The organism is Moritella sp. 36, from assembly GCF_018219415.1.
Lineage (GTDB): Bacteria > Pseudomonadota > Gammaproteobacteria > Enterobacterales > Moritellaceae > Moritella.
The window spans coordinates 1,943,511-1,963,694 of sequence record NZ_CP056120.1 but is presented as its reverse complement, the minus strand read 5'-3'; the positions used below and the strand labels follow the sequence as shown (position 1 = coordinate 1,963,694).

The window sequence follows — 20,184 nt, the reverse complement described above, 5'->3', positions numbered from 1 at the left end:
TTCATCTATCACTAATTTACACTTTAAAATTGCATAAATTTTACAAATTAGCGTTATTTTAGATATTTATTCCTTATTTATCGCATTGTTCTTCCATACTCATTAATTAGACTAAGTAATTCGAAAAACAAATTACAAGTGAGTGGGATCTGATATGATATTTAAAATAAAAAAATCATTAGCACTGATTATGATGCTATCTCTCGCATTGACATTATCAGGATGTCACCGCAATGATGGTAATTTAGGGGGGGCTGCAGGTGACTCTGATGACGACAGTACACAACCAACTGAACCAACTGAACCAACTGAATTAGACATATTGCTACAAACACTCATCACCGAAAAAAATCTTGGCCGCTCAGCGACCGCAAACCGTGATATTCCCTCGATTAACTCCCCGCTTGCTAATTTAGGTAAAAAATTATTCTTTAGTCAAAGCCTCGGCGGTAATTTTGATAGCGCCTGTGCTAGCTGTCATCACCCGACACTTGGTGGTGCAGACGAATTAAGTCTCCCTATTGGTGTCGAATCAATAAATACGCAAGTACTTGGTCAGGGACGTAACAATAGTGAAGGTATACCCTTTGTGCCACGTAATAGTCCTACCATATTTAATATCGCTTTATGGGACGGTAGTTTATTCTGGGATTCTCGCGTCGAGAGTTTAGGGAAAGAAGTTGACAAAAATGGTACGGAATCGGGCATTAGTACACCAGACAGCGGCTTTGGCGTAACAGATAAGAATGCTGGATCTAACTTGGTTGTTGCACAAACTCGATTTCCCATTACGTCAAATCACGAAATGAAAACGGCTGATTTTGAAAATGGCAGTAGCAGAGATGTTATTCGTCATCACCTTGCCGCGCGTCTGGGCGATTATGACGAAGGCGCTGGTGAATTAACCCGTAATCAATGGCTAACCGAATTCCAAACGGCATTCAATAGTAATGCCGATACAGAGGATCTTGTCACCTTCGCAAACATCGGCAAAGCCATAGGGGAATATGAGCGATCTATGGTGTTTATCAACTCACCATGGCGTAATTATCTCGATGGTGATATTAGCGCGTTAACAGAACAGCAAAAACAAGGTGCGTTGTTATTCTTTAATACAGCTAAAGACAATGGTGCAGGCTGCTCGGCGTGCCATAGTGGTCCGCTGTTAAGTGACGAACGCCATAACATTATTGCCTTTCCACAAATCGGCGTTGGCAAAGGTGATGGCAGTAATGGCGATGATGATTTTGGTCGTGAGCGCGTAACCGGTAATACTCAGGACAGATATAACTTCCGAACACCAAGCTTATTAAACATTGCTGTAACATCACCTTATGGACACGCCGGTACATTTGATTCATTAGAAAGAGTGCTGCGCCATCATATCAACCCAGTCCGCAGTATTGATGATTATGTTAATGACTATGAGTGGTGTCAATTAGCACAATTCAAGAATATCGCAAATTGTACAAGCTTATATCCAAACGTTGAAGCTAATGGCGAACTTGCATTAGATAAACTTGAGCAAGAGCGCCAAAATGGAACATCACGATTACCAATCTTGAACTTAAATAATGAGGAAGTTGATCAATTGGTGACCTTCCTTAACAGCTTAACAGACCCTTGTGTCAAAGATCGTGATTGCCTCGCCCCTTGGATAGCAGATGAAAGCACGGATAACCCCGATGACCAAGTGCTTATTGGAACGGACATAAATGGCAACCATTTATAGGCTCTCAGTATATATCTTTAAGATCGTTGGCAACATCTAATAACCAGCCTTTAAAGGCCTGAACCTTTTTTAACGCATCATGTTCAGGTCGCCAGACGATATAATAAGCCAATTCTGTACTGTTATTCAGCTCTGGAAATGGCCTCACTAATCGTCCACAAGCAAGATCATCTTTGACTAATACACTGCGGCCTAATGCGACCCCCTGCCCAGCCACCGCTGCTTGAATTACTGATGCTGAGTTGTTAATTTTCAACCCCTTATTAGTATCTACATCATCTATACCCTGCTCACTCAACCAGCTAAACCAAGTCGGAAACCCTGAACTGATCGGCATAGAATGATCGTGTAATAACGGATAATGAGCTAAGTCGGTCGGTAACTTCAGCCCTTGTTCAACCAGATCTGGGGAGCACACTGGAAATATATCCTCATCCATCAGCAATGTTTGTGACAGCCCCGGCCAATTGCCTTTGCCATAACGCACTCCAATATCAATATCCTCAGCAAAGTAATCAACAGAACGAGAATTGGTATTTAAGCGAAGGTCATAATCAGGATACTTAAGCTGAAAATCATCAATGTGCATCAATAGCCATTTTGCAGCAAACGCAGGACTCACTGACACTGTGATGGCATTATTTATAATCGGTTTTTGCAATAATGCTAATCCCTGAGAAATGTGCTCTAAACCTAGGCTTATTTCCGGCAGTGCAAGCTTAGCCTGATCCGTCAACGTTAAGCGTGAAGCTCCGCTAGTGGCACGAATAAACAAAGTGATATCTAACCACTCTTCCAATAGACGTACTTGCTGGCCGATTGCGGCAGGCGTGACATTCAGTTCTTTTGCCGCCAAAGAAAAACTAAGATGCCTTGCTGACGCTTCAAACGCACGAACTGCATTTAAATGGGCTATATTTTGCATTTTCAGCGCTACCTCACTTTCACTTACCACTAAAGAAAAACTATACTAACAGTATAGAAGTAGTGCTTTGTTATATGCAAAGAATAAATCCATAATTACAACATAAAGACACTTAATCTGTGGAATAACGATATGAACATTAATAACGACCTAACCCAATCAGCGAAAGTATTCTTTAATGAGTCAACTTGGCAACCCTCTCCGCTTAAAGGTGTATCACGTAAAATGTTAGAGCGTGATGGCGCTGAATTTGCAGCAACGCCAACAACACTTGTTGCTTATGAGGCAGACAGTTATTTCACTAACCATGTACATACCGGTGGTGAAGAGTTCTTGGTGTTAGACGGTGTGTTCGCAGATGAACATGGCGACTATCCTGTTGGCACCTATAAGCGTAACCCTGTCGGTACAGAGCACGCACCAATAGTCAAAGACGGCTGCATGATCATAGTGAAACTGGGTCAGTTCCAAGACGGTGACGATCAAAATGTGGAAATAAATACGACTAATCAAGCTTTTATCCAAGATGAAGGCCGTACTGCTGTGCAATATAAAGCGCTACACACATTCAAACAAGAAACGGTACGTTTAGAACGTTGGACACATGACTCAAGTATCAGCCTAGACAATACAGGTGGTATTGAAGTGCTTGTTGTTAATGGTGAGTTTAGCCATCGAGGAGACATTTACCGACAATTTGATTGGCTGCGTTTACCTGTTGGTGAAATGTTAGATGCCACCACAACTTCAGATAATTGCATTGTTTGGATCAAAACAGGTCACCACACTTACCGCCTCTAACCTACACTTATTAAGGTATTAACATGAAATCAGAATTTGTCATTATTGGCGGTGGATTAAGCGGTTTATATACGGCTTATTTATTAGAACAGCTTGGTAAGAATTATATTTTACTCGAAGGTCGAGCGCGACTGGGTGGCCGAATATATACCGAAGACCAGTTTGATATGGGGCCTTCTTGGTTTTGGCCTGACATGCACCCACGTATTACCACGTTGATTAATGATCTACATTTACCGGTATTCCCACAGCATGATAAAGGCGCGTTCTTGTTTGATAAACACGAGAACAAACCACCGCTGCGCTATAAATCAGGTTACGCCGGTTCACCGCAATCAATGCGTGTTGCTGGTGGCATGCAAACTGTTGTTGATGGTATTAAAGCGAAGTTAATCAATGAGCGTATTATTCGCAATGCTAAGGTCACGCATGTCGCGCATACTGCGACAGAGCAAGATAGTTATTCTATCATTAAAGCCGAAATAGACGGTGAACTACAAACAATACAAGCGCGTCAGGTTATCTTTGCGATGCCATTACGCTTACTTACAAATAGCATTACGTTATCACCTGAATTACCGACGAAAGTACAGAAAAAGTTCGCATCGACTGCGACATGGATGGCAGCACATGCTAAATTTTTTGCCATTTACGACACACCCTTCTGGCGTAAAACGGGTTTGTCCGGTTCAGCCAGTAGCCAAGTGGGTCCGTTAGCAGAAATACATGATGCAAGTACAATTGATTGGGCTATCGATGATAGCAGTACCGCCGATAGTAGTAATGTGGGAGCAGGCGCGCTATTTGGTTTTGTGGGGATTGATGCACATACTCGCCAATCAGCAGGCAATGAGTTAATTAAATCGTTAGCAGTGAAGCAGCTTGTACGTATTTATGGTGAACAAGCCGCTCAACCTATTGATGTGAAGTTAGTCGACTGGAGCCAAGAAACCATGACAGCGACGGATGCCGATAAAAATGCACCCAATGCTCACCCACATTATGGGTTACGCGATGTTCAATCAGCGCTAGCGCCTATTTACCAACAAGGTTGGTACTTTGCGGGAACTGAAGCCGCAGAAGAAAACGGGGGTTATATCGAAGGCGCGCTAGAAGCGGCTGAAGCTGTAATCGCTCGTATTCCGACTTAAAAAACATTCGTATACAATACAGGTCTATTTACAGCCTTAGCTTACTTTAATAACTGACTACGTAATTGATCATGGTAATAAAATACCCGAGTCATGTCTTTCGGATACCAAGATATATTTTCCAGTAGGATCATGCTGGTATCTGATTTTGGGTAATAACTTAACGTCGAAATATAACCCAGAACATAACCGCTGTGACTCCATTCTTGCATCGCTGTTTTGTCTGATAATTGCAGACCAAAACCATAACCTAACTCACCCCAACGGTGCTTTCTGGTCGCCGCTTTAGTGACCATCTGTACATGTGATTTAGCTGATATCAGATCACTATTATGCAAACACTGATTCCATGCCACTAAATCTTCGGCGGTAGAGATGATACCAGCACTTGGCGCTGAACTAGCAGGCAGGTCCTTAGTCATCGCCACCAGCTCACCCGGTAATTTTTCATGATAACGAAGCGCATTGTTGGTATTACTTGATGGATTGGTATTGTCCATACCACAGTATGCAAACATGTCTGACGCTAACGTTTCATAGTCTTTTCCTGATGTCGTAGCGACCAATTCACCTAACAAGTTATAACCGGTATTTGAATATGCAAACACGTCACCAGGGGCTGTTTTAAGTGGTTTATTCATCGCCACAATACCAGATAAATGATTAAGCAATTGCCTAACCGTAATAACCGCGTCCCACCTTCCTTTTAAGTAGTTAAGATACTGACTAATTGGCGCATCAAGATCGACTCGGCCTTGGTCTACTTCTCTCATAACTAATGCAGCAGTCATTTGCTTACTTAATGATGCGATCACAAAGGGGGTTTGTAATGTAAATGCGGGCGCTGCCGAGTCAGAACTTGCTGACTGAGATGCTGACGTATAACTAAACGTAATGTCATTACCTTTTGCAATAACGGCCACGCCACTAAACACTCGTGGTACATCGGTACTGGTAAATACTGATTTAAATTCAGTGACTTTATTCTGTGCAGCAACGCTTACCATTGGCAACGTCATCGCTAAGCTATACGCCAATCGAGAGACAAGTACATTGGTTTTCATCATTTTATAAATCCATCTATAACGGTGTGGGGAATAATCTAAACGCATTATTTATTGGCGAGACATATAAACAAATTGGTTATCACAGTCATCTATAACAAAGCCAAAACGGGCATATAGCTCACCGACTCGATTACCTTGTAAATGACTTAGCTTACAAGGTAATTGCTTCTCTTTGGCAAGTGTAATTAGCTGTTTTAATACCTTGCTACCAATGCCTTTCCCCTGATGTTCAGGTAATAAGAAAAAGCGGCAAAAATGAATATGGTCAGCGTTTGTTTCAATCTTATAGCTGCCAACAGCGATACCATCAATACAGATCAACATAGGTTTACCAACCGCCCATTCCTCTGCATGCATTTGTTGCTGTAGTAGTTCATCCCAACCAAAAACAGCGTTAATCGGCCCATATTCCGCGGATTTTTTTAAGTTAAACGCGAAATCATAATCTTGCTCGGTAGCGAGTCTGTATTCAAGGTTCATGGATTGTCTATATTTGAAAATGGTTGAAATAATGGATAGTACCTATAAGTGATTAATATAACAAGATCAATGAGGTGAACAGCGCCGTATCCTACTCTGTATAATCAATCATCATAATAGCGAATAGCGTCTTCCCTCACTACAATTACTAGGAGGCCATCACTTGATAGGTGAAAACAGAAATGCTGATATCTATTTGCATGTGCACATACCAAAGAGATCATGTCGTCGATACCCTGCAGAGTATTGCAGCATTGCGGCTACCCGAACATGTCAACATTGAAATTATCGTGGTTGATAACGATGAGCAAGGCTATGCCGAAAAGCTCGTCAAGGCACAAGCAGCCCTCATGAACATTCCTGTTTTCTATCGCCAAGAAACGGCGAAGAATATCGCGTTAGCACGTAACTGTTCAATAGCTGATACCAAAGGTGAATGGATAGCCTTTATCGATGATGATGAAGTTGCAGATCCCGACTGGTTAGCGCAACTTTTAGCAACGGCGCAGACCTATCAAGCAGATGCCGTTTTCGGTCGTGTTAAATCAACCTACCCGAACCACACACCGCAATGGATAATCGAATCTGGTGTATTTGATAGATCTGCGGTAAGTAATGGCCAAGAAGTCACCAGTGGCGCAACGAATTCAACTTTAATCAGTCAAACCGCAATACAGAAATACCAACTCAAGTTCGATTCTAACTATGGTTTAACTGGCGGTGAGGATGCCGATTTCTTTTATCGACTATATCAGCATGGCGGTAAATTGGTGTGCTCAAGTGAAGCGTATGTCAGTGAAGAAGTGGCAAGTAATCGATTAAACATACATTATTTATTAAAAAGAGCCATCCGAATAGGTGAAACATATACACGCTATCGTATACAGCAAACACCATTAGCAAATAAACTCACTTACTTTAGTGATGTATTAATAAAACTCATTCTATTACTCTTTATCGTGTTAATTAAATTACCTTTTGGCCAATCTAAATATGCAAAACCATTATTACAATTAGTTGATAAATACGGAAAAATGAAAGCATTATTTACCACCGACACCATCAAACTGTACAATTAAAGCAACCTAATCCGATTACGTAAATAGCCTATAGTCGACCTAGCCTCTCATAAACACAAGTCATAAACACAAAAGCAAGTCACTGGTAAAATGACTCGCTTTTGGTATTAACTGCGTCGTATATTAGCGCTATGAACCTAACCTAAATTAGCCCGTTTAATATCACGAGTATCTAATGGTCTATTCTCCAGCACCATCTCGTTAAATCGCTCACGTAATTCACAACCATCTTTATGACCCTGGATTTCTACATGTTGAAATAAGATCGGGTCGCCTTTTTTAATATCGACTAATAACCTCGCTCCAACCGCTAAACCTAATGGCAATGCACTCTGTTCAACAGAGAACTCAGCGCCAGTCATTTCACCGTAATAATCATACCCACCAATACAATCAAGTTGGTCCCCCTTTTTTAGGTCTCGCTTCGCACGAGTGATAACGTCTGAAACGGGAGCCCCTAATGGACGAACAATAGATTGATGCTCCACAACGTTAACATATAGCCCGTATAAGGCTTCAATACCAGGCATGTGATAAGGTAAATACAACAGATAATTAGGACCATCACCCATTTTATAATAGGAAAGAGAGTGCAATATCTCAGGCTTGTCCGTAGTGATGACAGCAAATACCCCACCACTGGGTTCGACACCGCAGACAACTTCAATAACGCCAGTTCGATTCAAAATACCGCCATCTTTTTTTAGTTGCAACAAATCGACAATATCTTCTAGCGTTCCTTTTGCTAAGTGCATACCATGAACATCAGCAACTAAGCCTGTGGCATTAGAAACAATCGTCATTTCCATCGACATTTTAGAGCCATCTGCAAACGAGGCTATCATCGTCGGTTTTTGCCCCGACTTTTCAGCCCAAGGAAGTACAGTATCAGGATTGGCAAACGAATCGTGAAACCCTTTAAATTTACCAACTGCAACAATACCAAATCCCAATACATCCGCGTAATTATAAAGGTGCTTGATTAATCCGGGTTCATCTCCCCACATATTACTGTAGATTAGATCTTTTTCACGGAATAACTCAGCAAGAACAGGTCCAACTAATGCGTCTGTTTCAGCGCTGACAACAAAATGCTTATTCGCCGCTAACGCTGCCAGAGCAAGCTCACAGCCAAACTCAGTATCACCAGTCAATTCAATCACAATGTCCGCATCATTTTCACATAGCTCTTTAATATCATCGGCAATAATAGATAAAGGTAAGTTGGCATCTTTTAATAACGCAATAATAGGCGCTCGGGTTTTAGAGTAGATCGACACGACATCAATAAAATCAAGTAATGTGATCTGTTGTATCAACCCTTTACTGATATAACCCGCACCAGCAATGGCAACCTTAATGCTCCCATGCTCGATTTTATATGCGTCTAATAGATTTCTATTTATCATTGATTTCCCCCAACGATGGAACGGTTATGCTATTGATTTTTTCACCACATGTTGTAATTTTTCCCGCCAATCCGACGGTTTAAATATCGGTGATATTTTATGGCAATTTAAAATGCCATTCTTCGGCCGCTTGGCAATTGAAGCATATTCTTCGCTCGACACCGCTTTTAAATTTAGATATCGCCCAGTTTCAAGCGTGTAATCCTTAGCAATATCGAGCGCTAAGTTAGCCAAGTAACCTGCATACGTAGGGCAACCTAGAATTGGTCGTTAACAACACCAATTTCATCCATATTACAATTGATTGATAGTGCTCCTATTTTATGACACTCTTTTGCGAGTAAATAAGAGCCGTAGCATTGACGGCTTCTTCAGCTTTATCAACCTGAGTATAAGCGGCAGTGTTAATCACTACATCGGGTCTAAATTGCAAAGGCAACGATGAAACTTGCTCTGCATTCGTCATATCCAGTGTATCAATATCGGTAAGTAAAACGTCCATAACTGATCATCAACACGGGCTTGTATCGATTGTCTTTTCAGAGAGTAAAGGGTTACTACAAGGCCAATGTATATTTAATGCTGGGTCATTCCAAATAAGACCGCACTCATCAATGGAAGTCTTAGATACTTTCATCTACAGGTCCTCCTTAAGTAAACCGTAAAGGTATTGCCCATACTCCGTTTTCTGTAACAAGCATGCTTGATCTTCTAATTCTCCCCGTGTGATCCAGCCTTGCGAGAATGCAATTTCTTCTAAGCACGCAACTTTTAAACCCTGGTTATCTTCAATGGTTTGCACAAACATCGATGCTTTTAATAATGAGTAATGTGTTCCCGTATCAAACCAAGCAAAACCACGGCCAAAGCGTTCAACAAACAAATCTCCAACATCCAAATACATATTGGTTATATCCGTTATTTCGACTTCATCACGTGCCGACGGGGTTAATGATTTAGCCATATTAATGACTCGGTGATCATAGAAGTATAGGCCCGTAACAGCGATATTAGACTTAGGATATTCGGGTTTTTCTTCGATACTGATCGCTTTACCTTCACTATCAAACTCCACCACCCCAAATCGGCCAGGGTCCGTCACTTGATAACCAAAGATCGTTGCCCCTTCATCTCGACTCGTTGCATTTAACAATTTCCCAGTAAAGTGCTGACCATAAAAGACATTGTCTCCCAATATCAGGCAGACATTATCGTCACCAATAAAGTCTTCACCAATGATAAAAGCTTGCGCGATCCCCTCTGGCCTTAACTGCTCTGCATACTCAATGTTAAGCCCAAATGTCGAACCATCACCGAATAAATCTTTAAAGTGTGGAAGGTCCTCTGGCGTCGAAATAATTAATATATCTTTAATATTAGCCAGCATAAGTACCGAGAGTGGGTAGTAGATCATTGGCTTATCATAAATCGGTAATAGCTGCTTAGACACCGCTCTGGTGATGGGATGTAAACGCGTACCGGAGCCACCCGCTAACACAATACCTTTGTATTTTTTATCGCCCATTCGCACTTTCTCCTCGACGTATTAACTGATAATCACCGCTTAGAACACGCTGCCACCATATTGTATTATCTAAATACCCCAGTCTATCGCGAACAAATTTAATCAGATCGCGATAATACTTTCCTCAACAAAACGGCAGGGACTCTCTATTAAACGATCAAGATAAGATTCAGCACCGCCAGTCACTAATATCTTCATATTGATGCTACTCATAATTAATGCTTGAAGACCCTTGACGCTGTAACTTTCGCGCGGTAGGTATTCTTGGCTTCAATAAATACTGTAAATTATAAATACAGGCGTCTCGAATATGAAAACGTAATACGCGATTACTGAATACATCATAAATGCCACCAGCACTGCAACGTAGTCCATCAGCACCGACGACGATGTCACTTTCATAATGTACTTTATACCCAAGTTCCCAACACTTATAACAGATATCAGGATCTGCCATAAAGATGAAATAACGATTGTCAAAACCACCTATTCGTTCCCAAACTTCACGACTGATCGCCATGAAAGATCCCTGTATCCAATCCACATTAGCTGGTTTAAAATAGTCAAATTCAGCATATTCGTAATACTCAGCGATCCCTTTCAGGATTGGCCAATTTCTAAGTGAGGTTCTGCGTACCACCTGTGCGATTAAATTAGGAAAACGCCGTACCGTGTCAGGGGTCGAACCATCATCATTAAGTTGTCGAGTACCCACAATGCCGATACCTTTATCACGTTGGTATATAGCAATAATATCAGCCAGTGTCGTAACCGATTTCCATTCAATATCCGGGTTTACAAAAAACAAATAGTCACCACGGCATAAATCAGCACCTTGGTTAGAACCTCGGATATAACCATTATTGCGTTGATTAAAAATCAAGGTTACATTATCAGTGTCTTGATATTTCGACAGTATTTTTTGATTACCGCTATCCATTGAGTTATCAATAACGATCACTTCTATGTCAAAATCACCTTGCTGAATCAGTACCCTTTCGACATTATCTACAACTCGTTCAGCTTTAAAAAAATCAACAATAACAACAGAAATTAATATTTTATTAGCCATAAGAATCTTCCCTTTGCTCAACGAATAGTTTTTTATCGATAACAGAAGCAAACGTATGATTTGTTATATCTATTGCCTTGTCATACCTTGGTATTGAAATTAGCTCTGCCACACTGTATTCAGGTAATAATTCATCGGGATAAACAACTTTCATATTAGGGTTGCATAACTCTTTCGCAATTTGTAATTGGTGATCATCAGAAAACTCGCCAAATCGCGCTAATCTCGGCACAAAGACCACTTGCTTCTGAAAGGTAAGCATGTGATTGATACTGCCAACACCGCAATGACTAATCACCAAACTGCTCTCTTTTACCAAGGCATCCATTTTATCCTTCGGTATCATCGCTGCAATTTCGCCATTAGCGGGCTTTTCTTCAACTTCAAAGCCACCGGTTTGAATAAACCAGCGAACATTAGGATCTTTGTAAATATCAAGCTTGGCCATTGCCTTAATCAAGCGTGGAAAAGGATAAGTATTTGTCCCCATCGTCACTAATACCAATGGTTTTTCAGGCGGCTGTAATGGTGTGATGACCTTGTTTGATTTACCTGCTAAATCAAATGTTTTGCCTTCATATTCCACGTTATATTCTCTAGCTATCCCTTCCCACTGCGACATAAATTCATCGTATAACTTATATTTATGAATAAATTTACCGGTATTAGAGAGTTCAACAACACGAGACAGCGTATCTAAATATACAAATTTTAAAGGTAAGAACTTACACACTAGCGCAAAAGGTAAAACGAGTGGCCCCCCCGTCGTAAATACTATCCGCGGTCTTTCTTTTAAAAGCACATACACGGCATAAAAAATATTTACAAAGTGAATAAACGCATTTTTTTGTGTTGACCACATAGTATAAGTTTTCTTAATTTTATCATCGTTACCGAGTGACATCGTTGTCACTAATACAATGTCCTTAACATGGCTACAAGCGCATAATGCTTGAGTAAGGTGTCCTCCTGCCGATGCAATGACAAGCACTTTTCTATTTGGCATTTCGATACTCCAGATTAAGGCCATCAACTAAACTTTGATAATGATTAACCACCGTTTTCTTCTCGAAAATGTCGAATGCATGTGTTTCAAATGCACACTTAATACGATTTTGAAAAAATTCATGTCGTACGATCAACTCTTCGACTTTGTTCTCTAACTCATCTATATCTTGATTACAAACCTTAATGCCCACATCAATGTCATCCAAATAACCATCAATACCGGTATTGGCGTGATATAAAATAGGTAAACCAGAAAATAGCGCTTCAACAAACACCATGCCAAAAGACTCATTCTTACTCGGTAATAAAAATGCCGCATATTCTGTTAATTTTTGTTGCAGAAGCTTATTATCAATGCAGCCTTTAATCGTAACCTTCTCGCTTAACGACAACGCGTTGATTTTACTCTGCACTATTTTAATCTTGCTTTCAGACCCTGAGCCATATATATCCAGCCTAATATCTGGATATACAACACTAAGTCTAGATATAGCCACCAGTAATGGCATTATTCCTTTTCGTTCATATTGATCAAAACGAAACACGGTAACAAAGTACGCAGCTCGATTCCTCTTACTGATATCTGCTAGCTGACTCATTTCACAGGGATTAGGGAGTAAACTAGATTGAGCTGCCGATGTATTAATCGTACTTTTCAGCATTTTTTTAATTGGATTTTTCGCCCAAGAACTCACCCAAAATATATGTTCCGCCTCTTCTAAGACCTTTTTCCAACGTGATCGTAAAAAGGATTTACGTTGTAAAATACGTACATCCGTTCCCCCTCTAACGGATAGGAAATACGGAATGCCGATCTGATTCGCGATTGCAGCACCTAACGTGCCATCAATAGCCAATTTATGACCATGAATAAGCTGGTATTTGACCTGCTTCTTTTTGATAAGATTAAAAAGAAGATTACGAGCAAGAAATAAAGATAAAGTCAGCGCTAAACCAAAAGGTAACCCCCAATAATAAACCGAGTATAATTTAGGGTTATGCGGAATAACACGAACCTGCCAAGGCCATGGGGTACGATGAATAACAAATACGGTATTGGAGATGCCAGAGGTGGCGTCTAATAGTGATTTTACAGCAGGCGTGCTTTGATTATTGCGGCCATCGGGGTAATCAGAGTGTATATGTAAAATGTTCATATCATAACAACCTACCAGAACCCGCCGTAAATCAGCAGATAATCACCATTAAACAGGAATTATAGGCGTTAAATTCTAACATTGACCACTTTCTAAATGTAATAGAACATTGAAAATTACTAAGTACATAAAAATAAAGCCAAGTTTTACAGCATGTATTTTAATACAATTAGTAATACTTGGCTTAGATTAAATATTCAAGCTGTTGGGCTTATATTTTGTCGTTAACGCTTATAAACCCTGAGTACTGTTTCTTATAAACCCTGAGTACTGTTTTTATAAACCCTGAGTACTGTTTTTATAAACCCTGAGTACTGTTTTTTATAAACCCTGAGTACTCTTTTTTATAAACCCTGAGTACTCTTTTTTATAAACCCTGAGTACTCTTTTTTATAAACCCTGAGTATATTGTGCATTAGTTGCCACAGGTACTAAGCTATTTAACGCTACTTTTGACGCGTCATCGCCTGCAAGTAACGCTTCAAAGTGTTTGATTAGCTCGACTTTGTCTTGCTCTTCTTTAGAGCCTGCACCGATGTTAGTGAGATCAATAAAGAATTCATCAAACAGATGAGAGAAGTCATTTACAGCATCAAAGTTTAAGAACTGCTCGTCATTATAAATACTTGGGTAGCCGCCTTTTTGTTTATCAACCGCAAACGAAATACCTTTAACATTGGTAATTGTTGTCGCTTTTTCACATTTCAGCATGCAACCATCTTCAATCGCAGGTTTCTTACAGCCAACCGTTTGTTGGAAGAAACATTGACGACTTGTCATCATCAGAATCGGATGGTAAATACTGTAGAACATTTTAAAGTTCTTTGGACGAGTGATGTTTCTAATTTGACCACGGTTGATCTCGTTAGAAATAAACGCACCAGCACAGTTTAACTCTTCTTTTAGGGTGATTAATGCGTGTGAGTTGGTTGTGTTTAAGAACGGACCAGCAACCCACTCAATACCCATTTCAAATGCTTTATAAGCAATACCAGTGTTGTTCGTCACGATACGCTTAGGTTTCACTTCTTCAAGGATCTTCACTGACTCTAGATAATCTTTACCAATCAGTACCGCTGGGAACCAAGGAATTAAGCGTGGATTTTCTTGCAATAGTTTAATATGTTTAGGGCAGTTCTTTTTCAAGCTCTCTGGGATCTTAAAGTAGATATCAGCATCTGTTACATCAGCAAGGTGTAAATCTTTTACGTTCGCAATAAGCAGTGATAGCTTAGGTGTTTGTTCTATTTTAGGGTGCTTAGGTAATGCAGGTACATCAACGTGTTTAACCACATCACGCGAACCATTCAATAAAAACGCCGCTTGATTTTTCAGTTCCGTTAATTCTTTAAACGGTACTGTTAGATTTGCATCAAAGTTGTCAAAGTTCATTGGCGCAAGATCAAACGTTGCATTATTGAAGCTACGGAAACGTTTCTCAACAGTTTCTGGTGTGATTGAAATTTCATCTGCAATACGTAATAAAGAATCACTTTTCACTTCAAACGACGTATTACCAGCAATAATGTTTACCGTTAACGGGCTATTTTCTTTTGCAGAAAAAGCTAACGTTAAAGCAATCTTATCAATGCTTAGGTCTTTAATCTTTTCTGCTAGCTCAGCACCTAACGCATTTTTATCAGTATAAAGTTCTTGCTTAACATCATGGATTTGTACTACAGAAATAGCATCGCTTTTTTCTACCGCGTAATTCACACTGTTATCACGTGGGTTATCAGTAAACATTCTCTTGTTTAGATCGCCCTGCAAGAATGAGTTAGTGAAGCTACGGTTAAACACTTTATGCAGGTTGCCATCGTCAGCTAATAACTTGCCAGACTCAACAAAATTATTGATCTGTTTACGCCATGTATCTACAACCGTATAAACATAGTGTGCGCCTTTAATACGCCCTTCTACTTTTAATGAATCAACACCAGCATCGACCAGTTGAGGTAAGTCATAGTATGCTGAGTTATCTTTCAAGTTAAGCGGGAAGCGATGACCTTCTGCAGTCACTTCGTATTCATCACGACATGCTTGACTACAGCGACCACGGTTACCTGAGTTACCCACACTTACTGAGCTTGAGTAACATTGGCCAGAGAACGCGATACATAGTGCACCATGCACGAATACTTCAGTGAGTACATCATGGTCATGCGCAACTGTCGTTAGTTGTTTAATTTCACCAAGGTTCAGCTCACGAGATAAATTAACGCGCGTTGCACCAATTTTCTGTAAGAATAAGATCTGACCTTCGTTATGCGTTGTTAATTGAGTAGAAGCATGAATATCTAACGTTGGAAAATGCTTTTTAACAATATTGAAAACACCTAAGTCTTGCACAATGATGCCATCAATACCACTGTTAACCAGTTTATTAAGCAGGCGCACTAAGCTAACAACTTCGTGTTCTAAGATCACGACGTTAAGGGTTAAAAAGACTTCACAGCTGTGTTCGTGTGCAAGTCGTAATACGCCATTTAGCTCATCAAATGAAAGATTGGACGCACGGTTACGGGCATTGAACATATCCAAACCACAGTAGACAGCATTTGCACCAGCTACAATCGCCGCTTTAATCGCTTCTACATCACCACCCGGTGCCAATAATTCTATTTTTCTACTCATGCGAAATAACCCACTTATTGCTTTTATTGTAATTTTTTGAGGGGGCATTCTACCTGTATATGCAGGTCAATGCTATGAATTAGCCGTTATTGATCTAGATCAAGGTTTCTACATGCTCATTACAGGGCTAAATAGTGCCTATAATGTAGTAAAAATAGCGCAAGGTGAGCACTATTCATCAATACCTGAAATCGTCATAAACGCTGAGCTAGAATTAGAAAGAGAGATACGTAATTCGCATACCAGCATTTCATTAGACATTCTAGAAATGATAGAACATAGGCAATACCAAAATGAATGAAACAACGATTGATAAACGTGTAGAACAAGCTTTTTGTACCGTTAAACGACGTTATTTTATGACAGCCGATAACCAGCATATGGCAGGCAATGATGCGCCCTTCTCTATTGGCCATGCGCAAACTATCAGCCAACCAACGACCGTCAAACACATGCTGTTATGGTTAGCACCAGAAACGGGTCAGCGCATTTTGGATGTAGGTTCAGGATCTGGTTGGAGTACGGCGCTGCTGGCTAATTTAGTAGGGCCGACAGGGTCTGTATTTGCTGTTGAACGCATCCCAGCTCTAAAACGGTTTGGTGAAAAAAATTGCCAGCGTTTTGGCGGGCACAATATTGAGGTTTTCATCACACAAAACAAACTAGGTCTCGCGACACATGCGCCTTTCGACCGCATTTTAGTTAGCGCAGCGGCGACTGATAAGATCCCTGACGAATTAATCGATCAACTCGCGCCTAACGGTAAGCTTATTATCCCCGTTAACAACAGTATTTTTGAATTACAAAAAGATGCACAAGGTGAGATTGAGTATTGCCACGAACATTTTGGGTATGTTTTTGTACCCTTAATTACCGATAACGAAATCACGGTGAGTTAAGCCATTAACTTAGCTCACCGTCATCGATAAAACTGAACTGAACGCAACTAAAAGCTACTTTGAATCAGGTACTAATTGTTTTACCGCGCTAGGCAATACCGTTACGATCATGCCACGAACAGGATGCCATAATGCTGATAACAGTAATAATGCCGCCCCTATCGCAACACCAGTAATAGCAAAATTAGTACCTACGTCGCCATACATACTCATTAAGCTTGATAATGCATACAATACATATACCAGTGATGACACCATAAAGGCACGGCGGTCGATAATAATAGAAACCAGTGACATCAATAAGTACAAGGCAATAATAATCGCGATACTACTGATACTTTCATCGCCATTCAAAATACCAACACTTAAAAATATCGGGTGAATAATCAAAGGTGCTGATAATAAATGTAACCAGAATGCAGTATCAGTACGGTTAGTAACACGTTCACGGTCAGAAGAGTCCCAATACATAGCAAACAAGAAAGTTAAAATACCACAGGTAAATATCACAACCAGTATCCAATCCGTTAATACATTGATCGTTTCAGCCGTCGTAAATGTTGATATGAATGAAGACACGATAAAGCCGATCATTGCAGCAGTACCCGCTGCAATCGTAATTGGCACATTGAAGCGACGCCAGTGACAAAAAGCGGCAATAACAGACGCGCCAGTAGCAACTACCATTGCTTGCTCACCCAGAGGTGCAAATACTTCTATTGATAACTTAAACACACCACCAATAAAGGCGAGTAATAACATAATAGCAGGAAAGGCCATTTTTCTTTTCAGAACAAAGAATTCCGCAAGCGCCCACGATAACGCGGCAAAAGTAGCTAAACCTAAACGCGGATCTATCGATTTAACCACCCACAGTGATGAGAATAATAACAACGCACAAGCAATAACAATAAAAATATCGTTAAACCCACCAATTAAACGGATATTTTCTTCATCTGCAATTGTCACGCGCTTGGATAACAACTGGTCACGTCGAAACTCGTCAACGGACGACGCAGTAAAAATGCCTTTATCTACCGCATTATTAAGGTCTTCATCTGTATACATAGTGGTCCTAAAAGTGTTATTAATGATATATATTACTTATTAAAGTACTAAAGTGTATTGGCTTTGCTTATACGAGACAAGAAATGAATCAAATAATTCCAGAAAACAAGTAGTAAATACAAGTTCCAGCAATCAATTTAGCTAAAGTGTGATGCAAGGTAAAGCGCAGCATATGAATGTAGGCGTATTATCTACTTAATTTATCTAATTTTTGACGAGTATCCTCTTTCGAAAATAATAACTATGGCATGAAATCAGCGAATGTATTCATTAAGTGCCTTTCACGCACTATCACCGTGATACGCTGTTTTACAAGGAGATGTTTTGAACCCACAAGATTATTTTAATCAACTCAATGATGATTATTTAGCACTACACCGCCGTAAAGAAGATCTATTTTGGCAAACTTACATGGGCACCAGCGATGACCATGACGGTTTTGCAGCTGCAGAAGCTAAACTCAGTGCTTTTATCTCAGACCCAAGTCACATTCAAGCAACACGCAGTAACCTTGACGTACTATTACAGCTAACCGATGATGATGAGCTGGTACAAGGACTCAAAGGTTGGTTAGCCTTTTTTGATGCCAATGCAATTGAAAGCGCAGAAGGCAGAGATAAAATGGCCGCCCTCATTCGCAGTGAATCGACGTTATTTTCCAAGCGTCAAGATTACCTAATGTATTGCAATGATGAAAACGGGGATAAGCAGCAAGCATCTTTAACCGTGCTAGCCGCGAATATTCGCACCAGTAATAATGAGAGTGTTCGACAATCAGCACACCAAGCGTTATTAGACCTTGAACAATGGGTGCTAAATAACGGCTACATTGACCTTGTTAAACAACGTAATGACTTTGCTCGTCAGCAAGGCTTCCGTAACTTCTTTGATTACAAAGTCAATAAAACCGAGCAGATGACTCCAGAGCAACTGTTCACTATTTTAGATGACTTTGAATTACGTACACGTGAACAAAACCAAAGCAGTATCCAAAATTTAGCAGATACTAAAGGCGACAGCGCGGTTCAAGGCCATAACTTTAGCTTTATGTATGCTGGCGATGCGGCTCGTCAACTTGACCCTTACGTGCCATTCTCAAAATCATTACGTCGTTGGATTGAATCATTCGGTCGTCTAAATATCGATTATTCACAAGCCGACATGACCCTCGATTTATTAGACCGCCCTGGTAAATATCAAAATGGTTTCTGCCACGGTCCTATTCCGTCGTTTTATGCAGAAGATCAATGGCAAGCCGGTAAAATCAATTTCACCAGTAACGCGAAGCCTGACCAAGTCGGCAGCGGTTATGATGGCATCAATACCTTGTTCCATGAAGGAGGCCATGCGGCTCATTTTGCCAATATTAAATTAAACTCGCCGTGTTTCTCACAAGAGTTTGCACCGACATCAATGGCGTATGCAGAAACGCAATCTATGTTCTGCGATAGCTTGTTAAACGACGGTGACTGGTTAAAGCAATATGCTTATAATGCTGATGGTGAAGTAGTACCAGACGAGGTTATCCAAGCATTGATTGCAGCAACACAACCGTTTAAAGCTTATCAAGAACGCAGTATCTTAGTGGTGCCTTATTTTGAATGGGCAGTGTATAGCGCTGATGAAGACGTGTTAACACCTGAATACATAACAACGCTAGCCCGTGATACTGAGCAACGTATTCTTGGCCTAGCAGCAAGTCCACGACCATTACTCGCTGTTCCTCATTTGCTATCGCAAGAAGCCGCTTGTTCTTACCAAGGTTACCTACTTGCGCATATGGCGGTATATCAAACTCGTGCTTACTTTATCGAGAAATTTGGCTACCTAACCGATAATCCAGCAATTGGTCCGTTACTGGCTGAGCATTACTGGAAGCCGGGTAACAGCATTAGTCACGATGCAACCTTACGTAGCTTAACTGGCGAAGGTTTCTCTGCTACTTACCTTGCTGAAACCTGTAATAAAACCAGTGAGCAGGCTTGGCGACAAGAACAAGCAAAAATCGAAGCTGCTCAGAAAAGAACTCGAGTTCAACCAGCAGCATTAAACGCAAAAATCAGTATTGTTGATGGTGCAGAGACGATCGCTGACAATCATATTTCTGATGGTCAATTATGCGATAACTTTGAAACTTATATTACGCAACGTTACGGAAGTGACTGTTAGTTATACCG

At 40.5% G+C, this 20,184-nt stretch carries 19 protein-coding genes; 7 read left to right on the top strand and 12 right to left on the bottom strand.

The window, feature by feature from the left end:
• Positions 1–154 precede the first annotated feature (154 nt).
• A complete protein-coding gene (locus HWV03_RS08860; protein WP_211679371.1) occupies positions 155–1,732 on the top strand; it encodes a cytochrome-c peroxidase in 1,578 nt (525 codons plus the stop codon).
• A gap of 4 nt (positions 1,733–1,736) precedes the next feature.
• Here the strand turns inward: HWV03_RS08860 and gcvA are convergent, their stop codons facing one another.
• Positions 1,737–2,657, bottom strand: a complete 921-nt coding sequence (gene gcvA, locus HWV03_RS08855) for a transcriptional regulator GcvA (protein WP_211679370.1) — start codon at positions 2,655–2,657, stop codon at positions 1,737–1,739.
• Positions 2,658–2,789: 132 nt separating this feature from the next.
• On the opposite strand from gcvA, the gene HWV03_RS08850 reads away from it, so the two are divergent.
• Positions 2,790–3,458, top strand: a complete 669-nt coding sequence (locus tag HWV03_RS08850) for a cupin domain-containing protein (RefSeq protein ID WP_211679369.1) — start codon at positions 2,790–2,792, stop codon at positions 3,456–3,458.
• A gap of 23 nt (positions 3,459–3,481) precedes the next feature.
• On the top strand, positions 3,482–4,609 hold the full coding sequence (locus HWV03_RS08845; protein WP_211679368.1) for a flavin monoamine oxidase family protein: 1,128 nt from the start codon (positions 3,482–3,484) through the stop codon (positions 4,607–4,609).
• Between the two features lie 41 nt (positions 4,610–4,650).
• Here HWV03_RS08845 and HWV03_RS08840 read toward each other — a convergent pair whose 3' ends face one another.
• On the bottom strand, positions 4,651–5,676 hold the full coding sequence (locus tag HWV03_RS08840; RefSeq protein WP_211679367.1) for a serine hydrolase domain-containing protein: 1,026 nt from the start codon (positions 5,674–5,676) through the stop codon (positions 4,651–4,653).
• Between the two features lie 48 nt (positions 5,677–5,724).
• Complete coding sequence (locus tag HWV03_RS08835; RefSeq protein ID WP_211679366.1) at positions 5,725–6,156, bottom strand: GNAT family N-acetyltransferase; 432 nt, start codon at positions 6,154–6,156, stop codon at positions 5,725–5,727.
• A 182-nt stretch (positions 6,157–6,338) separates the two neighbouring features.
• On the opposite strand from HWV03_RS08835, the gene HWV03_RS08830 reads away from it, so the two are divergent.
• Positions 6,339–7,235 (top strand): glycosyltransferase family 2 protein, encoded by an 897-nt coding sequence (locus tag HWV03_RS08830; protein ID WP_255547135.1) that lies wholly within the window; start codon positions 6,339–6,341, stop codon positions 7,233–7,235.
• A gap of 137 nt (positions 7,236–7,372) precedes the next feature.
• Here HWV03_RS08830 and HWV03_RS08825 read toward each other — a convergent pair whose 3' ends face one another.
• The 8 genes from HWV03_RS08825 to HWV03_RS08795 all read right to left on the bottom strand — a co-directional run bounded on the left by HWV03_RS08825 (position 7,373) and on the right by HWV03_RS08795 (position 16,040).
• Positions 7,373–8,644, bottom strand: coding sequence for an SAF domain-containing protein (locus HWV03_RS08825; protein WP_211679365.1), 1,272 nt, complete (start codon positions 8,642–8,644; stop codon positions 7,373–7,375).
• Positions 8,645–8,668: 24 nt separating this feature from the next.
• Entirely contained in the window at positions 8,669–8,878 is a 210-nt protein-coding gene (locus tag HWV03_RS22565; RefSeq protein ID WP_255547134.1) for a sugar nucleotide-binding protein, read from the bottom strand.
• Between the two features lie 82 nt (positions 8,879–8,960).
• Complete coding sequence (locus tag HWV03_RS22560; RefSeq protein WP_255547133.1) at positions 8,961–9,146, bottom strand: sugar nucleotide-binding protein; 186 nt, start codon at positions 9,144–9,146, stop codon at positions 8,961–8,963.
• 135 nt (positions 9,147–9,281) lie between these two features.
• Positions 9,282–10,169 (bottom strand): glucose-1-phosphate thymidylyltransferase RfbA, encoded by an 888-nt coding sequence (rfbA, locus tag HWV03_RS08815; RefSeq protein ID WP_211679364.1) that lies wholly within the window; start codon positions 10,167–10,169, stop codon positions 9,282–9,284.
• A gap of 205 nt (positions 10,170–10,374) precedes the next feature.
• The gene (locus HWV03_RS08810; RefSeq protein ID WP_211679363.1) at positions 10,375–11,241 is read right to left on the bottom strand and encodes a glycosyltransferase; all 867 of its coding nucleotides are present in this window, start codon (positions 11,239–11,241) and stop codon (positions 10,375–10,377) included.
• Positions 11,234–12,247 (bottom strand): glycosyltransferase, encoded by a 1,014-nt coding sequence (locus HWV03_RS08805; protein ID WP_211679362.1) that lies wholly within the window; start codon positions 12,245–12,247, stop codon positions 11,234–11,236. The genes HWV03_RS08810 and HWV03_RS08805 overlap by 8 nt, the downstream gene beginning before the upstream one ends.
• A complete protein-coding gene (locus HWV03_RS08800) occupies positions 12,237–13,406 on the bottom strand; it encodes a glycosyltransferase (protein WP_211679361.1) in 1,170 nt (389 codons plus the stop codon). The genes HWV03_RS08805 and HWV03_RS08800 overlap by 11 nt, the downstream gene beginning before the upstream one ends.
• A 390-nt stretch (positions 13,407–13,796) precedes the next feature.
• Entirely contained in the window at positions 13,797–16,040 is a 2,244-nt protein-coding gene (locus HWV03_RS08795; protein WP_211679360.1) for a peptidase U32 family protein, read from the bottom strand.
• A 112-nt stretch (positions 16,041–16,152) separates the two neighbouring features.
• On the opposite strand from HWV03_RS08795, the gene HWV03_RS08790 reads away from it, so the two are divergent.
• Both HWV03_RS08790 and HWV03_RS08785 read left to right on the top strand, forming a co-directional pair.
• Positions 16,153–16,341, top strand: a complete 189-nt coding sequence (locus HWV03_RS08790; protein ID WP_211679359.1) for a hypothetical protein — start codon at positions 16,153–16,155, stop codon at positions 16,339–16,341.
• Positions 16,334–16,939 (top strand): protein-L-isoaspartate O-methyltransferase family protein, encoded by a 606-nt coding sequence (locus HWV03_RS08785; RefSeq protein WP_211679358.1) that lies wholly within the window; start codon positions 16,334–16,336, stop codon positions 16,937–16,939. The genes HWV03_RS08790 and HWV03_RS08785 overlap by 8 nt, the downstream gene beginning before the upstream one ends.
• Positions 16,940–16,993: 54 nt before the next feature.
• On the opposite strand, the gene HWV03_RS08780 is transcribed toward HWV03_RS08785, so the two are convergent.
• The gene (locus tag HWV03_RS08780) at positions 16,994–18,007 is read right to left on the bottom strand and encodes a hypothetical protein (RefSeq protein WP_211679357.1); all 1,014 of its coding nucleotides are present in this window, start codon (positions 18,005–18,007) and stop codon (positions 16,994–16,996) included.
• Positions 18,008–18,331: 324 nt separating this feature from the next.
• Between HWV03_RS08780 and HWV03_RS08775 the strand changes: the two genes are divergently transcribed.
• A complete protein-coding gene (locus HWV03_RS08775) occupies positions 18,332–20,176 on the top strand; it encodes a M3 family metallopeptidase (RefSeq protein ID WP_211679356.1) in 1,845 nt (614 codons plus the stop codon).
• Positions 20,177–20,184: the final 8 nt, after the last annotated feature.